Source organism: Paraburkholderia sp. BL6669N2 (assembly GCF_003387275.1).
Lineage (GTDB): Bacteria > Pseudomonadota > Gammaproteobacteria > Burkholderiales > Burkholderiaceae > Paraburkholderia.
The window spans coordinates 4,349,685-4,366,706 of record NZ_QUNA01000002.1; the positions used below are offsets into that span (position 1 = coordinate 4,349,685).

The 17,022-nt window shown below is 61.0% G+C and carries 11 protein-coding genes and 1 pseudogene; 10 read left to right on the forward strand and 2 right to left on the reverse strand.

What is annotated here, in order from left to right; translation table 11 throughout:
- Positions 1-121: 121 nt before the first annotated feature.
- A complete protein-coding gene (locus B0G80_RS42165; protein ID WP_116123411.1) occupies positions 122-1,774 on the reverse strand; it encodes a methyl-accepting chemotaxis protein in 1,653 nt (550 codons plus the stop codon).
- A 470-nt stretch (positions 1,775-2,244) separates the two neighbouring features.
- Between B0G80_RS42165 and B0G80_RS42170 the strand changes: the two genes are divergently transcribed.
- The 4 genes and pseudogenes from B0G80_RS42170 (at position 2,245) to B0G80_RS42190 (ending at position 6,728) form a co-directional block, all read left to right on the forward strand.
- Positions 2,245-3,888: a fatty acid--CoA ligase gene (locus B0G80_RS42170; protein WP_116123412.1), complete on the forward strand. Its 1,644-nt coding sequence runs from the start codon at positions 2,245-2,247 to the stop codon at positions 3,886-3,888.
- A gap of 500 nt (positions 3,889-4,388) precedes the next feature.
- A complete protein-coding gene (locus tag B0G80_RS42180; protein WP_116123948.1) occupies positions 4,389-5,129 on the forward strand; it encodes a 3-ketoacyl-ACP reductase in 741 nt (246 codons plus the stop codon).
- Positions 5,130-5,660: 531 nt separating this feature from the next.
- A pseudogene (locus tag B0G80_RS47590) lies at positions 5,661-5,891 on the forward strand (DUF445 family protein); the annotation flags it as partial.
- Between the two features lie 66 nt (positions 5,892-5,957).
- Complete coding sequence (locus tag B0G80_RS42190) at positions 5,958-6,728, forward strand: SDR family NAD(P)-dependent oxidoreductase (protein WP_258879264.1); 771 nt, start codon at positions 5,958-5,960, stop codon at positions 6,726-6,728.
- Positions 6,729-6,762: 34 nt separating this feature from the next.
- On the opposite strand, the gene B0G80_RS42195 is transcribed toward B0G80_RS42190, so the two are convergent.
- Positions 6,763-9,474, reverse strand: coding sequence for a LuxR C-terminal-related transcriptional regulator (locus tag B0G80_RS42195; RefSeq protein WP_258879191.1), 2,712 nt, complete (start codon positions 9,472-9,474; stop codon positions 6,763-6,765).
- Between the two features lie 273 nt (positions 9,475-9,747).
- Here B0G80_RS42195 and B0G80_RS42200 point away from each other — a divergent pair, with 273 nt between their 5' ends.
- The 6 genes from B0G80_RS42200 (at position 9,748) to B0G80_RS42225 (ending at position 17,013) form a co-directional block, all read left to right on the forward strand.
- Positions 9,748-11,004, forward strand: a complete 1,257-nt coding sequence (locus B0G80_RS42200; RefSeq protein WP_116123417.1) for an acyl-CoA dehydrogenase family protein — start codon at positions 9,748-9,750, stop codon at positions 11,002-11,004.
- 51 nt (positions 11,005-11,055) lie between these two features.
- Positions 11,056-12,171: a trans-acting enoyl reductase family protein gene (locus B0G80_RS42205; RefSeq protein ID WP_116123418.1), complete on the forward strand. Its 1,116-nt coding sequence runs from the start codon at positions 11,056-11,058 to the stop codon at positions 12,169-12,171.
- 61 nt (positions 12,172-12,232) lie between these two features.
- Positions 12,233-13,474 (forward strand): thiolase family protein, encoded by a 1,242-nt coding sequence (locus tag B0G80_RS42210; protein WP_116123949.1) that lies wholly within the window; start codon positions 12,233-12,235, stop codon positions 13,472-13,474.
- 72 nt (positions 13,475-13,546) lie between these two features.
- Positions 13,547-15,151 carry an AMP-binding protein gene (locus B0G80_RS42215; RefSeq protein WP_116123419.1) on the forward strand — a complete coding sequence of 535 codons (1,605 nt, stop codon included), beginning with the start codon at positions 13,547-13,549 and terminating at the stop codon, positions 15,149-15,151.
- A gap of 147 nt (positions 15,152-15,298) precedes the next feature.
- A complete protein-coding gene (locus B0G80_RS42220; protein ID WP_116123420.1) occupies positions 15,299-16,048 on the forward strand; it encodes an electron transfer flavoprotein subunit beta/FixA family protein in 750 nt (249 codons plus the stop codon).
- 17 nt (positions 16,049-16,065) lie between these two features.
- Positions 16,066-17,013 carry an electron transfer flavoprotein subunit alpha/FixB family protein gene (locus tag B0G80_RS42225; RefSeq protein ID WP_116123421.1) on the forward strand — a complete coding sequence of 316 codons (948 nt, stop codon included), beginning with the start codon at positions 16,066-16,068 and terminating at the stop codon, positions 17,011-17,013.
- The last annotated feature ends 9 nt before the right edge of the window (positions 17,014-17,022 follow it).

A 17,022-nucleotide genomic window follows, 5' to 3' on the forward strand; every position in this document is an offset into this window, starting at 1 on the left:
GATATATTTTGCGCTCTTTCAAATGCCGTGCGGCGAGCCATGCGTGTGACCCATCGTTAGGTATCGGGAAAACTCGCGCTGTCCGTAGCGGGTGGACAAGGACGTGTCGCGGCAGATTCGGTCACATCACGCAGTGGCGATTCGCGTGCAGTTCGACAGTGAAGGGGCGAATGGCCTTGCCAGAAACTTGATCGACGTCGCTAACAGCCTTTCTGGCGCTGGCCGGGAAGATCTCCAGCCTGAACATCGAAACGGCGGCTTTCATATCCCCGGCCTGTGACTCGAGCGAACTGGCGGCCGCTGCTGCCTGCTCAACCAGTGCCGCATTCTGTTGTGTGACTTCATCCATCTGCGTGACGGCCTGGTTGACTTGACCGATGCCTTTGCTCTGTTCTTGCGACGCGGCGGAAATTTCACCCATGATGTCCGTCACCCGTCTTATCTCGTGAGTGATCTCGCTCATCTTCGCACCTGCTTCGCGCACGTAACCAGCACCTGCCTGCACGCGTTGCACCGAATCGTGGATCAACTCCCTGATTTCCCTCGCGGCGGTTGAGGACCGCTGTGCGAGCGAACGGACCTCGGACGCTACCACGGCAAACCCCCGTCCCTGCGTCCCCGCTCTCGCGGCTTCGACAGCCGCGTTTAACGCAAGAATGTTGGTCTGGAACGCAATACCTTCGATGATGCCAACAATATTGGCTATTTTGGTCGAACTGGCATTGATGCCGTCCATGGTTTCAACCACGCGTGAGACTGCGAGTCCGCCTTGCTCCGCCACCTCGGCGGCTTGCGCGGCAAGCTGATTGGCCTGGCTGGCATTGTCGGCATTCTGGATGACCGTCGAGGTCAATTGCTCCATGCTTGAGGCCGTCTCCTCGAGCGAGGCTGCCTGCTCTTCGGTGCGCTGCGACAGGTCCTGGTTGCCCGCCGCAATCTGCTGGGTCGCGGTGGCGATCGCGTCAGCCGACATCTTGATCGTGCCAATCGTTTGCCTGAGCTGCCCCTGCATGCGCTTCATCGAGAACAAGAGGCTGGACCGGTCATCGGGCGCAGTGCTGACTACCGCAGTCAGATCGTTATTGGCAATTCTGTTTGCAAGCTCGGCGGCATAGGACGGTTCGGCGCCCAGTGAGCGCAGGATGCCGCGGTTGAGCAGTACCACGACAGCCGACAAGGCGCCTGCCATTACCGACAGAAGCCCGAGGCTCTGGTACAGCGTCGACAGGAATGACTTATTGATGTCGTCGACATACACCCCGGACGAGAGAATCCAGTCCCACGGCTGGTACCCCATGCTGAAAGCAATTTTGGGCGACGCTTCGGTTGTTCCAGGTTTGGCGAACGAATACGCGCTAAAGCCCTTGCCGTAGCGCTGCACCACGGCAACGATCTCCCTGTTGATATAGACGCCACCTGGATCCCTTAGGTCGCTGACATCCTTGCCAATCATGTCCGGTTCGGTTGGATGCATGAGGATCGTCGGATGGGAATTCAGGATCGTGAAGTAGCCATCTTTGCCAAACCGCATCTCCCGGATGATGTCCATGGCGCGCCTCTGGGCTACTGCCACAGGCATGGAGCCGGCCGTGGCCTGGTCGCTAAATGTCTTGACTACCGTCATGGCGATTTCCGAGGCGTGTATCAGGTCAGCCTTGCGCTCGTGCAGCTGCACTTCCCTGGTTTGGTAGGCGTCATAGACCGATATTCCCGCGAGACACGACAGACCCAGGATAAGCGGCAGCCATAGCTTCTGGGCGAAAGACAGTTTCATAAGTTAGCGAACCTCGAGTAGAAAGCGATCAGCAGCAGAAGCGTCAACCGTGACGGCCGGAACATGGCGCTTCAAAGAAGCTCTTACGGCGGTGGGCAGGGAATGTTGAGGTGACAAACGGGGGATTGACGGGGAAGCCAAAATATGAACTCTTCTTTCTGGCAAGCGTTCGACGAGCTTCGATGACACGGACACGCGTTGCCTCGCGGCGCCAAAGCGGCGCGCGGCGGTCGTTCGTCCAAATCGATCGACCATCTGGAGAGGCCGCATATGCCGGGACCGCGAGTGCGCCCAGACTTTCAGTACCGCCTGTCCCCGCGTTCAAGCCAACTTTTCTATCCCCCTTTTGGGGGATAGCGCCGGACGATGACAGCAAGGATGATGGAATTACCCGGGACGCAACTGCACGCGTCACCAGCGGAAGAACCCATAAAAGCCCGTGATCCAACATCGGATTCAAGGAGACACAGATGCAGGTTGACGTAAAAGGCCCGACATCACCGGCTTACGCCTATCCGTTGCTTATCAAGCAATTGCTGCACACGCCGTTTTCCCAGGCGGCGGACCAGGAAATCGTCTATCGCGGGAAACTGCGAATGACCTATTCCACTCTGCACGAGCGCATTGCCCGGCTCGCCAACGGCCTGAGCAGTCTTGGCGCCCGATACGGCAGCACGGTCGCGGTGATGGACTGGGACAGTCACCGCTACCTCGAGTGCTATTTCGCGGTACCGATGATGGGCGCCGTGTTGCAGACCGTCAACGTGCGGCTCTCTGAGTCGGAAATCGCCTACACAATCAACGATGCGGGCGCCGAGATACTGCTCGTTCACACCGATTTTCTGCCGGTAATCGACGCAATCAAGGACAAGCTAGAAAAAGTGCGCGCATTCATCTGGATTGATGAGGCGGACAGCGAGGCGTGCGTGCACACCGTCCCGTTTGCGGCCGAATACGAGGCGTTGCTCGCCGCGAGCGCAGCAAGCTACACATTCCCCGATTTCGACGAAAACACCCGGGCCACGACCTTTTACACGACGGGCACCACCGGCTTGCCCAAGGGCGTCTACTTTTCCCACCGGCAACTCGTGTTGCACACGATCACCGTGATGGCCGCCTTGGCGAGCCCCGTGTCGGGTCAGCGGTTTCACCGCGGCGACGTGTACATGCCGCTTACACCGATGTTCCATGTTCATGCATGGGGCATGCCTTACATCGCCACCGTGCTAGGCGTGAAGCAGGTCTACCCGGGCCGCTACGTGCCGGACCGGATCATCCAGCTGGTGCGCGACGAAGGCGTCACGTTCTCGCATTGCGTGAGCACCATCCTGCATATGCTGCTCAGTTGCGCCGAGGCGAAGTCTGCTGACTTCAGCAACTGGAAGCTCGTCATAGGCGGCGGAGCCTTGCCGCATGGCCTCGCACGCGCGGCGATCGAGCGGGGCATCGACGTCTTCACCGGCTACGGCATGTCGGAGACGTGTCCCATTCTGAGTCTCGCGCAGCTCAAACCGGGCAGCGAGGCCGTCGATTTCGACGAACAGGTGCGCCTGCGCTGTAAGACTGGGCTGCCCATCCCGCTTGTCGATGTGCGCATCGTGACGGACCAGATGGTGGATGTTGCGCACAACGGCGAGACCTGCGGCGAGATTGTCGTGCGTGCGCCATGGCTGACCCAGGGCTACCTGAACAATCCAGAGGCGTCCGCGCAGCTCTGGGCCGGCGGCTATCTGCACACCCAGGACATCGCCCATATCGACACAACGGGCAATCTGCAGATCACGGATCGCATCAAGGACGTGATCAAATCGGGAGGTGAATGGATATCGTCTCTTGAAATTGAAAGCCTTATTTCGTTGTATCCGGGCGTCGCGGAAGTGGCCGTGATCGGCGTCAAGGACGACAGATGGGGCGAGCGGCCAGCCGCGCTGGTGGTGCTCAAGGCGGACACGGCGGTGAGCGGGGAGGACATCAGGCAGCATTTGCTGACGTTCGCCACAGCAGGGCGGATCTCGAAGTATGCGGTGCCGCAGATTGTGAAGTTTGTCGACGAACTGAAGAAGACGAGCGTCGGCAAGATAAACAAGAAGTGGTTGCGCGATCAGTTTGCATAATCCGTTAACGTAAGCGGTCATCTGATCGCGGCGGGCGCTTGGCTGGTTGAGAGACGGAATTGGCACGAGGCGTTTCGCATATCGCGAGCATGCTGTACGAGCAAAGCATCCGCGCGGCGGTCAGGGAGACCTTCTCCAGTTTGAAGCATGTCACGGACGTGTCGGCGAGAAAGCGTCCCCGTACGCCCTTCTCCAGACTGGATCGGCGCAGCAGGCCGGAGGCGGTGAAGGTGCTTCATGAGTTCATGGAGCATGGTCGCCTGCCAGAGCAGACATCCGGCGTGCCGCCCGGACCCGGGTCTAACCGGATGCCCGTCGCTCCAATGCAGCGAGCCGCCCAGTCTCTGAAGGGTCGGGGGCCGCAACGGTTGAAGCTATTTGAATGCCACCGGGCGACGCGGCGGAAGGAAGCGTCGTCGGACGCGCACGTCGGAAACGCGGATTAGCTTCCAGGTAAAAGTATGTTGGTCCTTAACCGCAGCAAGAACCGAGGGTTGAACATGTCAAAGCGAATCGCTTATGTAACCGGGGGTATGGGTGGAATTGGAACAGCGATATGCCAGCGGCTACATAAGGACGGCCTGAGCGTCGTGGCGGGATGCGGGCCCAACTCACCGCGACGTGAGCGGTGGCTGGCCGAGCAGGCCGAGCTTGGATTCTCTTTTACCGCCTCCGAGGGCAATGTTGGTGACTGGGAGTCGACCCAAACCGCTTTTGCGAAGGTAAAGAAGGAGATCGGTGAGATTGACGTGCTGGTGAACAATGCTGGCATTACGCGGGACGGCGTGTTCCGGAAAATGTCGCAGGAAATCTGGAACGATGTCATCGACACGAACCTGACGAGTCTCTTCAACGTGACCAAGCAGGTCATCGAGGAAATGGTCGGCAAGGGATGGGGCCGGATAATCAACGTCTCGTCCGTGAACGGCCAGAAAGGGCAGTTTGGCCAGACCAACTACTCAACGGCGAAGGCGGGCATTCATGGCTTCACGATGTCGCTTGCGCAGGAGGTGGCGACGAAGGGCGTCACGGTGAATACGGTTTCACCCGGGTACATCGGGACCGATATGGTCCGCGCTGTGCGCCCCGAAGTACTGGATGCAATCGTGCAGAGCATTCCGGTACGCCGTCTCGGGGAAGCGACTGAGATTGCCTCGATTGTCTCGTGGCTTGCCAGCGACGAAGCGGCGTTCGCGACAGGGGCAGACTTCTCGCTGAACGGTGGCCTGCATATGCGCTAGCAATCACCAGTGGTAAAGGCAGCCCGAATGCTCCTGGCTCTAGCGCTCACGATAGGGCGCTAGGGCGCACTGGCGGCAGCCGCGGCCGAAGACCTTTCAAGAATGCGCAACACAGGGGATTGAGAGATGCATCGATTGTACCGATACAAAGACTTCACCATCGAGGTGAATTCGGAGTCCATCTACGGAATTCCAGGTGGAAAGGTTCTTTCCATACCGCTCAGATACGTCGCAGTCCTTAGCATTTCATCCGGTGAAAGCTCCACAACAATTCAACGGTTGAGCTTCGGTCAATCCGCCGATCGACCATTCGCTACCGAGGCCGAAGCCCTGATGCGAGGCTACGGTGCAGCTCAGAGCATCATTGACGGCATGACAATCGGAAGCGCGCTAGGATCAATGCGGTGAGCGTGCGTTCGCTTCGCATCGACTTTGTGTCACGCAGCTGCAGTCGGCTTGTACACATTAGAGCCTGTCGAGGGGGGCGACTTGGGTATGACTTCGGACTAGGCAAGATTGCTCGGTACGAGCGTGAGGAGCGAGCCTGCGATTCAACGCAAGCTGAATGCGTGGTGGCTGGCGCTCGCCCGGACGCTTGTGGTGCGCGGCCGGCGCCAGCTCTCGATGTGGATCACCGACGTTATGAGAAGCTGGAACAGTGAAGAAGTCAGCCGAAAGATCGAGGCTGAGATCGGCCGCGATCTGCAATTCATCCGCATCAACGGGACGTTCGTAGGCGGCGCGGTCGGCGTGTTGCTCCATGCGGCCACGGTTGTGTCGCGCGCCGAAGCGCATGCCCTGTCGGCAAACACACGAGGAGACGTAATCATGGACATCCAGGGACGTACATTTCTGGTCACTGGTGGCAGTTCAGGTCTGGGCCGTGCGACGGTCGAATTGCTCAATGCGGCTGCGGCAAACGTCGTCATCGCCGATGTCAATATCGAGGGCGGCCAACGACTTGCGGCCGCGCTAGGCGAGAAGGTTCGCTTTGTCGAAACGGACGTGACGAGCGAAACGGACGTGGAGCGTGCCATCGCGAATGCGCTCGATCTGGGCGGCAGCCTGCAAGGTGTGGTTCAGTGCGCGGGCATCGTGATTCCGCAAAAGGTGCTCGGCAAGGACGGTTCCGCTCATTCGCTGGAACTCTTCACGAAGGGCATCCAGGTGAACCTGGTCGGTACATTCAATGTGGTCCGGCTTGCCGCGCTCGCGATGGCCGCGAACTCGCCTTCCTCGGAGGGCGAGCGGGGCGTCATCATCAATACAGCCTCGATTGCGGCATTCGACGGGCAAATCGGCCAGGCTTGCTACGCGGCGAGTAAGGCAGGCGTGGTGGGTATGACGTTGCCGCTTGCACGCGAACTGGCGCGCTCGGGCATCCGGGTGATGACGATCGCCCCGGGTGTGTTCGAAACACCGATGGCGGCAGATGTTTCGGAAACCGTGTGCGAGGCGCTGGCAAAGCTCGTCCTGTTGCCGCCGCGCCTGGGACGCGCGCCCGAATTCGCGAGCCTCGCAGCGCACATATTTGGCAATGTGATGCTGAACGGCGAAGTCATTCGGCTTGACGGCGCGGTCCGGATGCCGCCGAAATGATGGGATGTCGTGAAAGCACACAACGACGCGCAAGCTAGAGACCCCCAATCAGACCAAGCTCCTGCGCGCGAGCCACTGCTTGAGCGCGCTTGTCGACGGACAGCTTTACGAAGATGTTCTTCACGTGAGACTTGACTGTTTCGGGCGTGATTCTGAGCGTGCGCGCGATCTCCTTGTTCGACTGCCCTTGAGAGATTAACTTGACGATGTTACGTTCGCTTGCGCTTAGCGATTCCCGCTCCGCGTCGCGCTCCGGCTTGCCGCTGGGTTGATACTGCCCCCCCCATCCGTCGAGCAGGCGATCAATGTAATGCACCATTTCCCTGGTCTTCGCAGTGGAGGGCGTATCTTCCCGTACCGCCCGCAGCAATGGGCCGATCTCCGGCCCTTGATCCAGAATAGAGCGGTAGATGCCCGCGGGCGCGGCAAGACTCAGTACGTCACGAAAGGTCACGACGGCGAAACGGCTTTTGCCCACCGCCAGCCACACCAGTGCAAGCACGGTTCGCAAGGTCAACGCGAGATAGTCGTTATGCCGGCGTTCGAGCCCGCGCAACGCGGAATTCAACGACTCGACGGCGTCTTCTGTCCGGTTCTGTGCCGTTGCCAGTCGGGATGCGGCAACTGCCCGGTAGGTCTCGATCTCGGGTGACACAGACTGCGTGCGGGAGCAAACGGAAGCCGCGAGCTGATCGAGTTGCGCGACAGACGCGGATGCTTCCGTGATCCTCCCTTCCGTAAGATAGAGCCGTGTGCGCTCGAGGAGGGCAGCGGCGGTCAGCCTGTCCCAACGCCGCGCATGACCCAAAGCCTGGGCACGGTCGAGCAATGCATAGGCCTGGGCGGCGTTTGAGCGCGCCGCAGCGATCCGCACGAGCACACGGTACGCGATCAACACGCTATCCAGCAGCACCGCGGCGTCGACGACCGGCATCAGATCGGCGAGAAGCGCTTCGGCCTCGTCTAGCCGGCCTTGTTCATAGCGGATCTGGGCGAGCATCGGCGCACACAGCGCGGCGGAGATGGACTGCGGGCCCGAGTGATGCTCGACGAGATGCATCGACTCCAGGAAGTACCGCTCGGCCAGCGCCAGGTGCATCTGCTGCATTTCAGCGTGGCCAAGCAGACACAGCCGATAGACCGAAGAAAACATGTTGCGCTGGTCTTCCTCGATCGAATAGGGGATCCAGGGCGTTGCGTAAAACGCTTCGAGGTTGCCTGCTTTCCATTGGCCCAGGCGAACGACGTTGGACACTACGTTGGTCGTCCAGATATCGGTCGACGGTCGAGCAAGACAGCCTTGTGCGATCACGAGCGCGCGTTGTGCATCGTCCTGCAACGCTGCGACGACCGCACGGATCGCCTGGCATTCCAAATGGATATCACCGTGGTCGGTGCTCGCGCCTTGGGTGTCTTGCTCGATCGTATCCAGCATCGCAAGCGCATCGCTGAAGCGCATCGCGAGAGCCATTCCCCACGCGATCGCCAGTGTGACTTTCACCTGCGCTCGCATCAGGTGTGCAGGGAAGTGGCGTTGCCAGCCGAGCAGTGTGAGCAGGTCGCCCTTCTTGACGAGGGCCATCGCGCAATGGCCCATTAACGAGAGGGCATCTTCCGTGGCGCCCGCGGCGATCGCGTGTCTGACAGCGTCTGTCCAGAACTCCTGCTCTGCGTACCACCTGCATGCACGGCGGTGGAGCTCGGGCACTTCATCGCGATACTGCGTTTCCAGCCGCAGACGCAGGTACTCGCCCATCAAATGGTGATGGCGGAACCAGTGTCCTTCCAGATCCATTGGTTCGAGCAGCAACTGGCGCGCAGCGATCGCTTCCAACATACTCTGGCTTCCCGCGATGCCCGTTACGATCTGGCAAAGGGGCGCTGTCAGTCGATCGAGTATCGACGTGCGCAGCATGAACTCGACCATCTCGGCGGGCAGGCTCTTGAGCATGTCTTCCAGATAGGCGGCGAACGGCCTCGAAGCGCCGGACGCCGCGGTCAATTCCAAACCCGGCTTGTATTCCCCGCGCGCGAGCACCGATGCGGAAATGCGCAGCGCCGCGGCCCAACCTTCGGTGCTGGCAAAAAGCGATTTGATGCTGGAATCGCCGAGTTTGCACGGGCATTCGGATTCAATAAAACTGAGTGTCTCGTCGAAGTTGAAACGCAGCATGGGTGCGTCAATCTCGAGCAGATTGTTGCGCGCTCGTAGCCGGGCGAGGGGCAGTGCAGGATCCGTGCGGGTGCACACCACCACATGTACATGCGACGGCACGTTCTCGATGAAGAACGATGTCGCATCGTGAACCGCCGGAAGGGTAATCAGGTGGTAGTCGTCGAGGACCAGATAGACCTCGTCGTCGACGTCGACTAGTTCGTTGATCAGTGTCGACACGACGGAGTTCGCCGGAACGAGGGAGGCCTCGGCCGTCAGGCCGATCGCTGAAGCGCCGACGTTGCCGCAGGCATTCTGGAGCGCATGTGCCAGATGATGAAGGAAGCGCGCCGGTTCGTCGTCCTCGGGATCGAGAGACAGCCACGCGACCTGTGCGCCGCCTGCGCGCAGTTGGCTGATCCATGCGAGCGCGAGAGACGTCTTGCCGAAACCGGCAGGCGCCTTGATTACCGTGAGCCGTTTGCTTTCGGCTTGCTCGGCAAGACAGTTCAGCCGCGGACGGTCTATCAAGCCCGACGAGAGTCGCGGCGGAAAGGCCTTCGTAACGGGAAAGAGAGGTGGCGTCTTCAAGGGCGTCTCCTCAGTCGTTTGAATTGGTTGTTCCAGGCATTCGGGTTGACCCTGAGTTTTGTCCCCGACCTGTGCGATCGTGCTCCCCCGTAAGGGGGATATTGCCTGCGGCGGTGCTGATACACCATGGAGTCACAGAGGAGATCGAAGTCGCAGTTAGCCGAACAACTGTGCAGCTCGCCGCCTGGTCATTGCTGGACGTCCCGCCGTGCGCGACAAGGACCGGTGCGTTGCTCAAGAAATGATACTCCCAACCACGTCGAAGGAGGAGACATGTCAACCGCGTCAGATCATATTGCATCGCACAAGCTCGGGCCACTCGGTGCGGAACCCGAGTTGTCGGAAATGAGCCAGATGGTCCAACAGACAGTCCATCGTTACGCAGAAGAAGTGATGCGTCCTATAGGCGTCAAGCTCGATCGCATGACACCGGAAGAGGCGATCGCACGAGGCTCACCTTATTGGGAAGCTCGTGACATGTACGTCAAACTGGGTTTTGGCGTGGACGGCCTGATGGAACTAGAACCCGCGGAGCGGGCGAAGACGATGTGCATCCTGTTCGAGGAGCTCGGCTGGGGCGATTCCGGGCTTGCGATTTCGTTCGGCGCCGGCTTGCTTCCCGCGGTGATGAGCGTGATGCTCGGCAACACGTTTTGCCGCGGGCTCGCGCCGGATGCGAAGCTCGGCTGCTGGGCGATCACGGAGCCCGATCACGGCTCCGACATGCTCGACGCGAACGGCATGATCTTGCATCCGCAGGGTTCGTACGGCCGGCCCAACTGCGTGGCGACGCTGCGCGGCGACGAGGTCATCATCAACGGGCAGAAGTCGGCCTGGGTATCGAACGGCATCATCGCCGAGGTCTGCATTCTCTATTGCGCGGCGGACAGCGGCGAAGGCGCCGATACCAAGCACGGCGCGGTGATCGTCGTACCGATGGACGCCGAGGGGGTATCACGCGGCAAGCCGCTCGACAAGGTCGGCCAGCGCGCGCTCAATCAGGGCGAAATTTTCTTCGAGAACGTCAGGCTCTCGAAGGAGCACATTCTTGCCGGCCCCGAGCAGTACCTCGATGCGGTCTATGCGATCCATACGTTTGCCAACGCGATCATGGGCACCGTGTTTACCGGTGCCGCACGCGCGGCCTTCGAACTCGCTCTGTCCTACGCACACGAACGCAAGCAGGGGGGCCTGCCCATCATCCGGCACCAGGCGGTCGCGGCCCGGCTCTTTCACATGTTCCGCAAAGTGGAGGCCGCGCGCGCGCTCACGCATCGTGTCGTGCACTACAACTTCACGGCGGCGCAACCCTCGCTGCACGCGGCGATGACGGCCAAGATCACCGCCACCCAGACCGCGTTTGAAGTTGCCAACGACGCACTGCAGATCTTCTGCGGTAATGGGCTCACCCGCGAGTATCCGATCGAGAAGATCTGGCGCGACGCACGCGCGTCGCTGATCGAGGACGGATGCAACGAAGTCCTTGCGATCAAGGGCGGGTACTACCTGATCGACCCGGAACTGCTTTGAACGGCATCGCACGTTCGCGCAATCCGACCAAAACCTGAAGGAGACAACGAAATGGCAACGAGATACGACGTGGTCCTCTATGGCGCGAGTGGCTACACGGGCAAGCTCACGGCATGGAAGCTCGCCGAGCGCGGCATCCCGTTCATTGCCGCAGGGCGCAACAAGGAGCGGCTCGAAGAGGAGATGGCAAAAGTGCCCGAACTGGCCGGACACGACTATCGGTGTGTGGCGGTCGAGAACGAAGCGGGCGCACTCACTGAACTGTTCCAGGGCAAGAAAGCGGTCATCAATATCGTCGGGCCGTTCATGCAGCTCGGCCGTCCTGTGGTCGAAGCGAGCCTCGCGGCGGGCTGTCACTACTTCGACACCACGGGCGAAACCGACTGGATGTCCATGATCAAGCGTACCTACGGAGAGGCCTTCGCCGCCCGGGATCTGGCACTGTGCCCTGGCAACTCGTACATGTGGGCCGAAGGCAATCTCGCTACGGAAATCGCACTGGAGACCCCGGGCATCGACACGCTCGACGTCGTCTACCTTGCGGACTCGGAGGTTAGCGTCGCGTCGACGATGTCGTTTTTGCGGATGTGCACGAAGCCGCAGTTCTACCTGCGCAACAACGAATTGTTGCAGTGGCCGTGGGCGACGCCCTATCAGGTTCATTTGCCCGGTGAGCACATGCTGCTCAACGCATTGCCGTGGGGCGGCGGTGGCGAGCCGATCTGGTACGAAGACGATCCGCGCGTGCGCAACTGCCAGACGCTCGTCTCGTTCAGGAATCAGGAACGCTTCAACGCGGTGGTCGGCCTGTTGAAGAAGTTCGAGGAGGAGTGCAGGCATCTCGACCCGGCCAGACAGGAAGAAGTCACCAATGAGTGGGGCAAGGCCGTTACGCAGGTCGAGCCGCCGCGCGAAAACCCAGACGTCAACCGTTGCACGCTGTCGTGTCAGGGACGGGGCAATACGAACTCCGTCAGCGTGATTCTGCGTGGCAATTCCCCCTATGCGCAAACGGGTGTGCTCGGTGCGGAAGCGGTGCGCCGCGTCTTGCGCGGTCAGTTGCATGCGGTGGGCTTCGTGTCGCCGGCATCTGCGTTCGGCGCGCGCAATCTCGTCGCCGCCCAGGCTGAAGAAGGGTATCTCGCCTACGAGATAAAGAGCGTTTGACGACAAATGGATGGCCCGCGTCACGCTTCGTGGCGCGAGCACGACAGCAGCGGAGGTCGAGATGGGCAAGGAAGTGTACGTCGCAGGCGTCGGCATGACGCCTTTCGGCAAGCATCTGGACACGAGCGTGAAGCAGCTCACACGCGCGGCAGTGGAGGATGCGCTCCGCGACGCCGGCTGTGACAAAGCGCAATTGCAGGGCGCGTTCTTCGGTAACTCCACGCAGGGACACATGGAGGGCCAGCATATGATCCGCGGCCAGCTTGCACTGCGTGCGATGGGTATCGACAAGGTCCCGGTAATCAACGTCGAGAACGCATGCGCTAGCGCGAGCACCGCGTTTCACCTCGCAGTGAATTACATCCGTGCCGGTGCCGCCGACATTGTGCTTGCAGTGGGCGCGGAAAAGATGTTCTCGACAGACAAGGCGCGTACCTTCAGTGCATTCGATGGCGCATGGGACGTCCATGACGCCGAGAACGGCAAGCGCAGGCTGCTCGAGATGGGTCATGGAGTCGAGCCTCCCGAGGGCAGCATCTCGGCTAAACCGTATAGCGTCTTCATGGATATCTACGCGGCGATGGGGCGCATGCACATGCGCGAATTCGGCACGACCCAGCGGCAGTTTGCCGCCGTGTCCGCCAAGAACCATAGGCATTCGGTCCACAATCCGCTCGCGCAGTACCAGCAGGCCTACTCGATCGAAGAGATTCTCGCCGCGCCGCCGATCACTTATCCGCTTACGTTACCGATGTGCTCGCCCATTAGCGACGGCGCGGCTGCGGCGATCGTGTGCAGCGAGGCCGGACTCGAGTTGCTCGGCGGACGACACTCACGGGCGATCCGCGTACTGGCGTCGGTGTTGCAGACGGGTAGTGATCGAGTGGCCACTGCGCTCGACCAGCATCTCGTCCGGCTCGGCTCCTTGAATGCCTATGAGCAAGCTGGCATCGCGCCGCGGGATGTTTCGGTCGCCGAGGTGCACGACGCGACGGCGATCGGGGAGATTATCCAGTCGGAAGTGCTTGGGTTGTGCGAACCGGGCATGGGTGGCGTGGCCGCGGAAAGGGGCGACACGACGCTCGGCGGACGGATTCCCATTAATCCGTCAGGTGGGCTCGAATCGAAGGGGCATCCGATCGGCGCGACCGGCCTGGGTCAACTCTACGAACTGGTCACCCAGCTGCGCGGCGAGGCGGGCGCTCGCCAGGTGCAGCGTGCCCGCATTGCAATTGCAGAGAACGGTGGTGGCCTGTGTGGCGTGGAGGAGGCAGTCGCCAGCATTACGATCCTCGGACGCTGAGCGTCAGGCGGTGACTGCGGGGAGAGCCCCTGCACACGCGCAAAAACACATAACATCAAGGAGACAGGTGCCATGAGCACAAGACCCGAGACTACATTGGCGGCACTGATTGCCAATCGCGTCGAGACCAGGCCGGACCTCGACGTGCTGACCGTCGAAGGCGCCGGGCTCCGGCCCGATGAGGTACGCACATACCGGCAACTATGGGAAAACGGTCAGCGGCTCGCACAGGTGCTGATCGATCTCGGCCTGCGTCCCGGCGAGCACTTCGGGTTGCTGATGGCCAATCACGCGGAATTCGTCGACGCAATGGTCGCGGCGTCGATTTCGGGCACGGTGTTCGTGCCAATCGATCCGCGAGCGAAAGGAGAGAAGCTGGCTTTCATGCTTGCGAGCGCGCAATGCCGCGGTGTCATCGCGGCCGACTACACGCTCGACAACCTCCTCGCCGTACGCGATTCGCTCGAAAAGTTATCCTGGGTTATCGGCCTCGAATCGGACGAGGGTGCGAGGCCGCTCGCGGATTTTCGCGGCGTGTTGTCCTTGCGCGCGTTGCTGCCGCAACGGGTGCCTCAGTTGGACGCGAGTTCCCACGATCCAGACGGCGCGATGCAGCTAATCTTCACCTCCGGCACGACGGGCGATCCGAAGGGCATCGTGATGACGCATCGGCGCTATTGCGCAACGTCGGCGGCAGTATCCGCGCTGTTTGGCTATGCGCCCAACGACAGACCCTATTCGGGGCTGTCTCTGACGCATGCCAACGCACAGATCGTGACCCTCGGTGCGTCGCTTACTGGTGGCATGCGTGCCGTGCTGTCGCGTCGCTTCACGAAATCGCGTCTGTGGGATATCGCGCGCACTTACCGCTGCACCACCTTCACGCTGCTCGGCGGCATGACCACCGCAATCTACAGCGAACCGGCCAAGCCCGATGATGCCGACAACCCGGTGCGCTTCGTGATTTCCGCGGGGATGCCGGCGGCAATCTGGAGCGCCTTCGAACAGCGTTTCGGTACCCACATCGTCGAGTTCTACGGTGCTGCCGAGGGCGGACTGACGGTCAATCCGGTCGGCGACGGTCCGGTCGGCAGCATCGGCAAGCCGGTGCCAAGTCTTAGGCACCGCATCATCGATGAGGACGGCAATGACTGCGCGCCCGGCGCGGCCGGCGAACTGCTGTTCCGGCCGGTGGACGGCTCGCCGTTCAAGGTCGAATACTTCGGCAATCCGGAAGCGTCGGCGAAGAAATGCCGGGACGGATGGCTGCACATGGGCGACGTCGTGCGCGAGGACGAGAGCGGCTGGCTCTTCTTCGAATACCGTAAAGGCGGTGGCATTCGCCACAACGGCGAGTTCGTCAATCCGGCTGCGATCGAGAAGGTTATCGCCGAATCGGGGTTGGTGGAGGACGTCTACGTCTACGGCGTCAAGGCCGCGTCAGGCGCGCCCGGAGAAAAAGATGTGGTTGCGGCGGTCGTGCCCAAGGATGCCGCGGGTTTCGATCCTCAGCAGGTATTCCGCACGTGCCGTGCAACGCTCGAAGCGAGCTCCGTCATCTCCTGGTTGCAGATCGTGCCGCAGATACCGAAGACCGCGTCGGAAAAGCCACTCGAGCGCTATCTGATCGAAATGTTCGATACGCAGCGCAGCAGTGTGATTGCCGAGCGGCCGTGACGGCTCGGGTACGAGCGATCGATTGCGGTTCGTGCGCCGTCTGTATCTGTCCAATGATGTTTGTCCAGTGACCACAACACGACATTCGAGATGACCAACTCGGGTCCCGGGCAGAGTGCTGCGTTTTTTGTGAATACGGAGTAGCCAATGAAAGTACTTGTTCCCGTTAAACGCGTCGTCGACGCGAACGTGAGGGTCCGCGTGAAGGCCGACGGCAGCGCCGTCGATATCGCCAATGTGAAGCTGTCGATGAACCCCTTCGACGAGATCAGCGTGGAAGAGGCCGTGCGCCTGAAAGAAGCCGGCGTGGCAAGCGAGGTGGTCGTCGTTTCGGCCGGCGTTCAGGCTTGCCAGGAAACGCTGCGTACCGCGATGGCGACCGGTGCGGACCGCGGCATCCTCGTCGATACCGAGGCGGAATTGCAACCGTTGGCGGTTGCGAAGCTGCTCAAGGCGCTAGTAGACAAGGAGCGGCCTCAACTGGTGATACTCGGCAAGCAGGCTATCGACGACGACTCGAACCAGGTTGGCCAGATGCTCGCGGCACTGCTCAGTTGGCCGCAGGCGACGTTTGCGTCGAAGGTCACCGTGGATGCAGGAATGGTCACGGTGACGCGCGAGATCGACGGCGGCCTTGAAACCATTGAAGTGGATTTGCCGGCTGTCATTACCGCCGATCTCCGACTGAATACGCCACGCTATGCCACGCTGCCCAACATCATGAAGGCGAAGAAGAAACCGCTCGATGTTGTGACACCGGATGCCCTCGGTGTCGATGTCACGCCACGGCTTAAGACGATGAAGCTCGCGGAGCCGGCAAAACGCGACGCCGGCATTCGCGTGGCCGATGCCGCCGAACTTGTCGACAAGCTGAAGAACGTTGCGCACGCCATCTGATAACCAAGGGGAAAGTAATGCCTGTACTCGTCATTGCTGAGCACGACAATCAGGTGCTCAAGACCGCGACGCTCAACGCCGTCGCCGCCGCCAATCGCCTTGGCGACGAAATTCATGTTCTCGTGGCCGGATCGCAATGCGCAAGGGTAGCCGAACAGGCGGCCAGCGTTGACGGCGTCACTCGCGTGTGGCTGGCCGACGCTGCCTACTACGGCCACGCGTTGGCCGAGAATCTGACGGCGCTTATTGTGAAGATCGTGGCGGATTACAGCCACGTGTTCGCGCCGGCCACTACGACCGCGAAGAATGTCATGCCGCGAGTGGCAGCGCTGCTGGACGTCGCGCAGATCTCCGAGATCGTTGCCGTTGAATCGGCGGATACGTTCGTGCATCCCATCTACGCCGGCAACGTGCTGGCGACGGTGCGGAGCACCGATCGCATCAAGGTCGTCACGGTTCGGACGACGGCCTTTGCGGCGGCCGCCTCGCAAGGAGGCGCGGCTGCGATCGAAGCGTTGGAGCCCGCCACCGAGGTGCCCGGCTCACGCTTCGTCAGCCAGCAACTCACCCGCTCCGAGCGCCCCGAGCTGACATCGGCGCAACGGGTGATCTCCGGCGGCCGCGGCATGGGTTCCAGCGAAAACTTCGCGCTTCTCGATGACATTGCTGACAAGCTTGGCGCGGCGGTCGGTGCGTCTCGGGCCGCTGTGGATGCCGGATTCGTGCCGAACGACTACCAGGTGGGCCAGACTGGCAAAGTGATTGCCCCGCAGCTTTACATTGCGGTGGGCATCTCGGGCGCGATCCAGCATCTGGCCGGTATGAAGGACTCGAAGGTGATCGTTGCGATTAACAAGGACGAGGACGCGCCCATTTTCCAGGTCGCCGACTACGGGATCGTTGGTGACCTGTTCAAGGTATTGCCGGAGTTGTCCCGAGAACTGGACAAACTCCAACAGGGTTGAACCGGGAGA

Excerpts from the sequence above, each read along its gene's own strand:
- B0G80_RS42165 (WP_116123411.1), bottom strand. The coding sequence starts at position 1,774 with ATGAAACTGTCTTTCGCCCAGAAGCTATGGCTGCCGCTTATCCTGGGT.
- B0G80_RS42170 (WP_116123412.1), top strand. The coding sequence starts at position 2,245 with ATGCAGGTTGACGTAAAAGGCCCGACATCACCGGCTTACGCCTATCCG.
- B0G80_RS42180 (WP_116123948.1), top strand. The coding sequence starts at position 4,389 with ATGTCAAAGCGAATCGCTTATGTAACCGGGGGTATGGGTGGAATTGGA.
- B0G80_RS42190 (WP_258879264.1), top strand. The coding sequence starts at position 5,958 with ATGGACATCCAGGGACGTACATTTCTGGTCACTGGTGGCAGTTCAGGT.
- B0G80_RS42200 (WP_116123417.1), top strand. The coding sequence starts at position 9,748 with ATGTCAACCGCGTCAGATCATATTGCATCGCACAAGCTCGGGCCACTC.
- B0G80_RS42205 (WP_116123418.1), top strand. The coding sequence starts at position 11,056 with ATGGCAACGAGATACGACGTGGTCCTCTATGGCGCGAGTGGCTACACG.
- B0G80_RS42210 (WP_116123949.1), top strand. The coding sequence starts at position 12,233 with ATGGGCAAGGAAGTGTACGTCGCAGGCGTCGGCATGACGCCTTTCGGC.
- B0G80_RS42215 (WP_116123419.1), top strand. The coding sequence starts at position 13,547 with ATGAGCACAAGACCCGAGACTACATTGGCGGCACTGATTGCCAATCGC.
- B0G80_RS42220 (WP_116123420.1), top strand. The coding sequence starts at position 15,299 with ATGAAAGTACTTGTTCCCGTTAAACGCGTCGTCGACGCGAACGTGAGG.
- B0G80_RS42225 (WP_116123421.1), top strand. The coding sequence starts at position 16,066 with ATGCCTGTACTCGTCATTGCTGAGCACGACAATCAGGTGCTCAAGACC.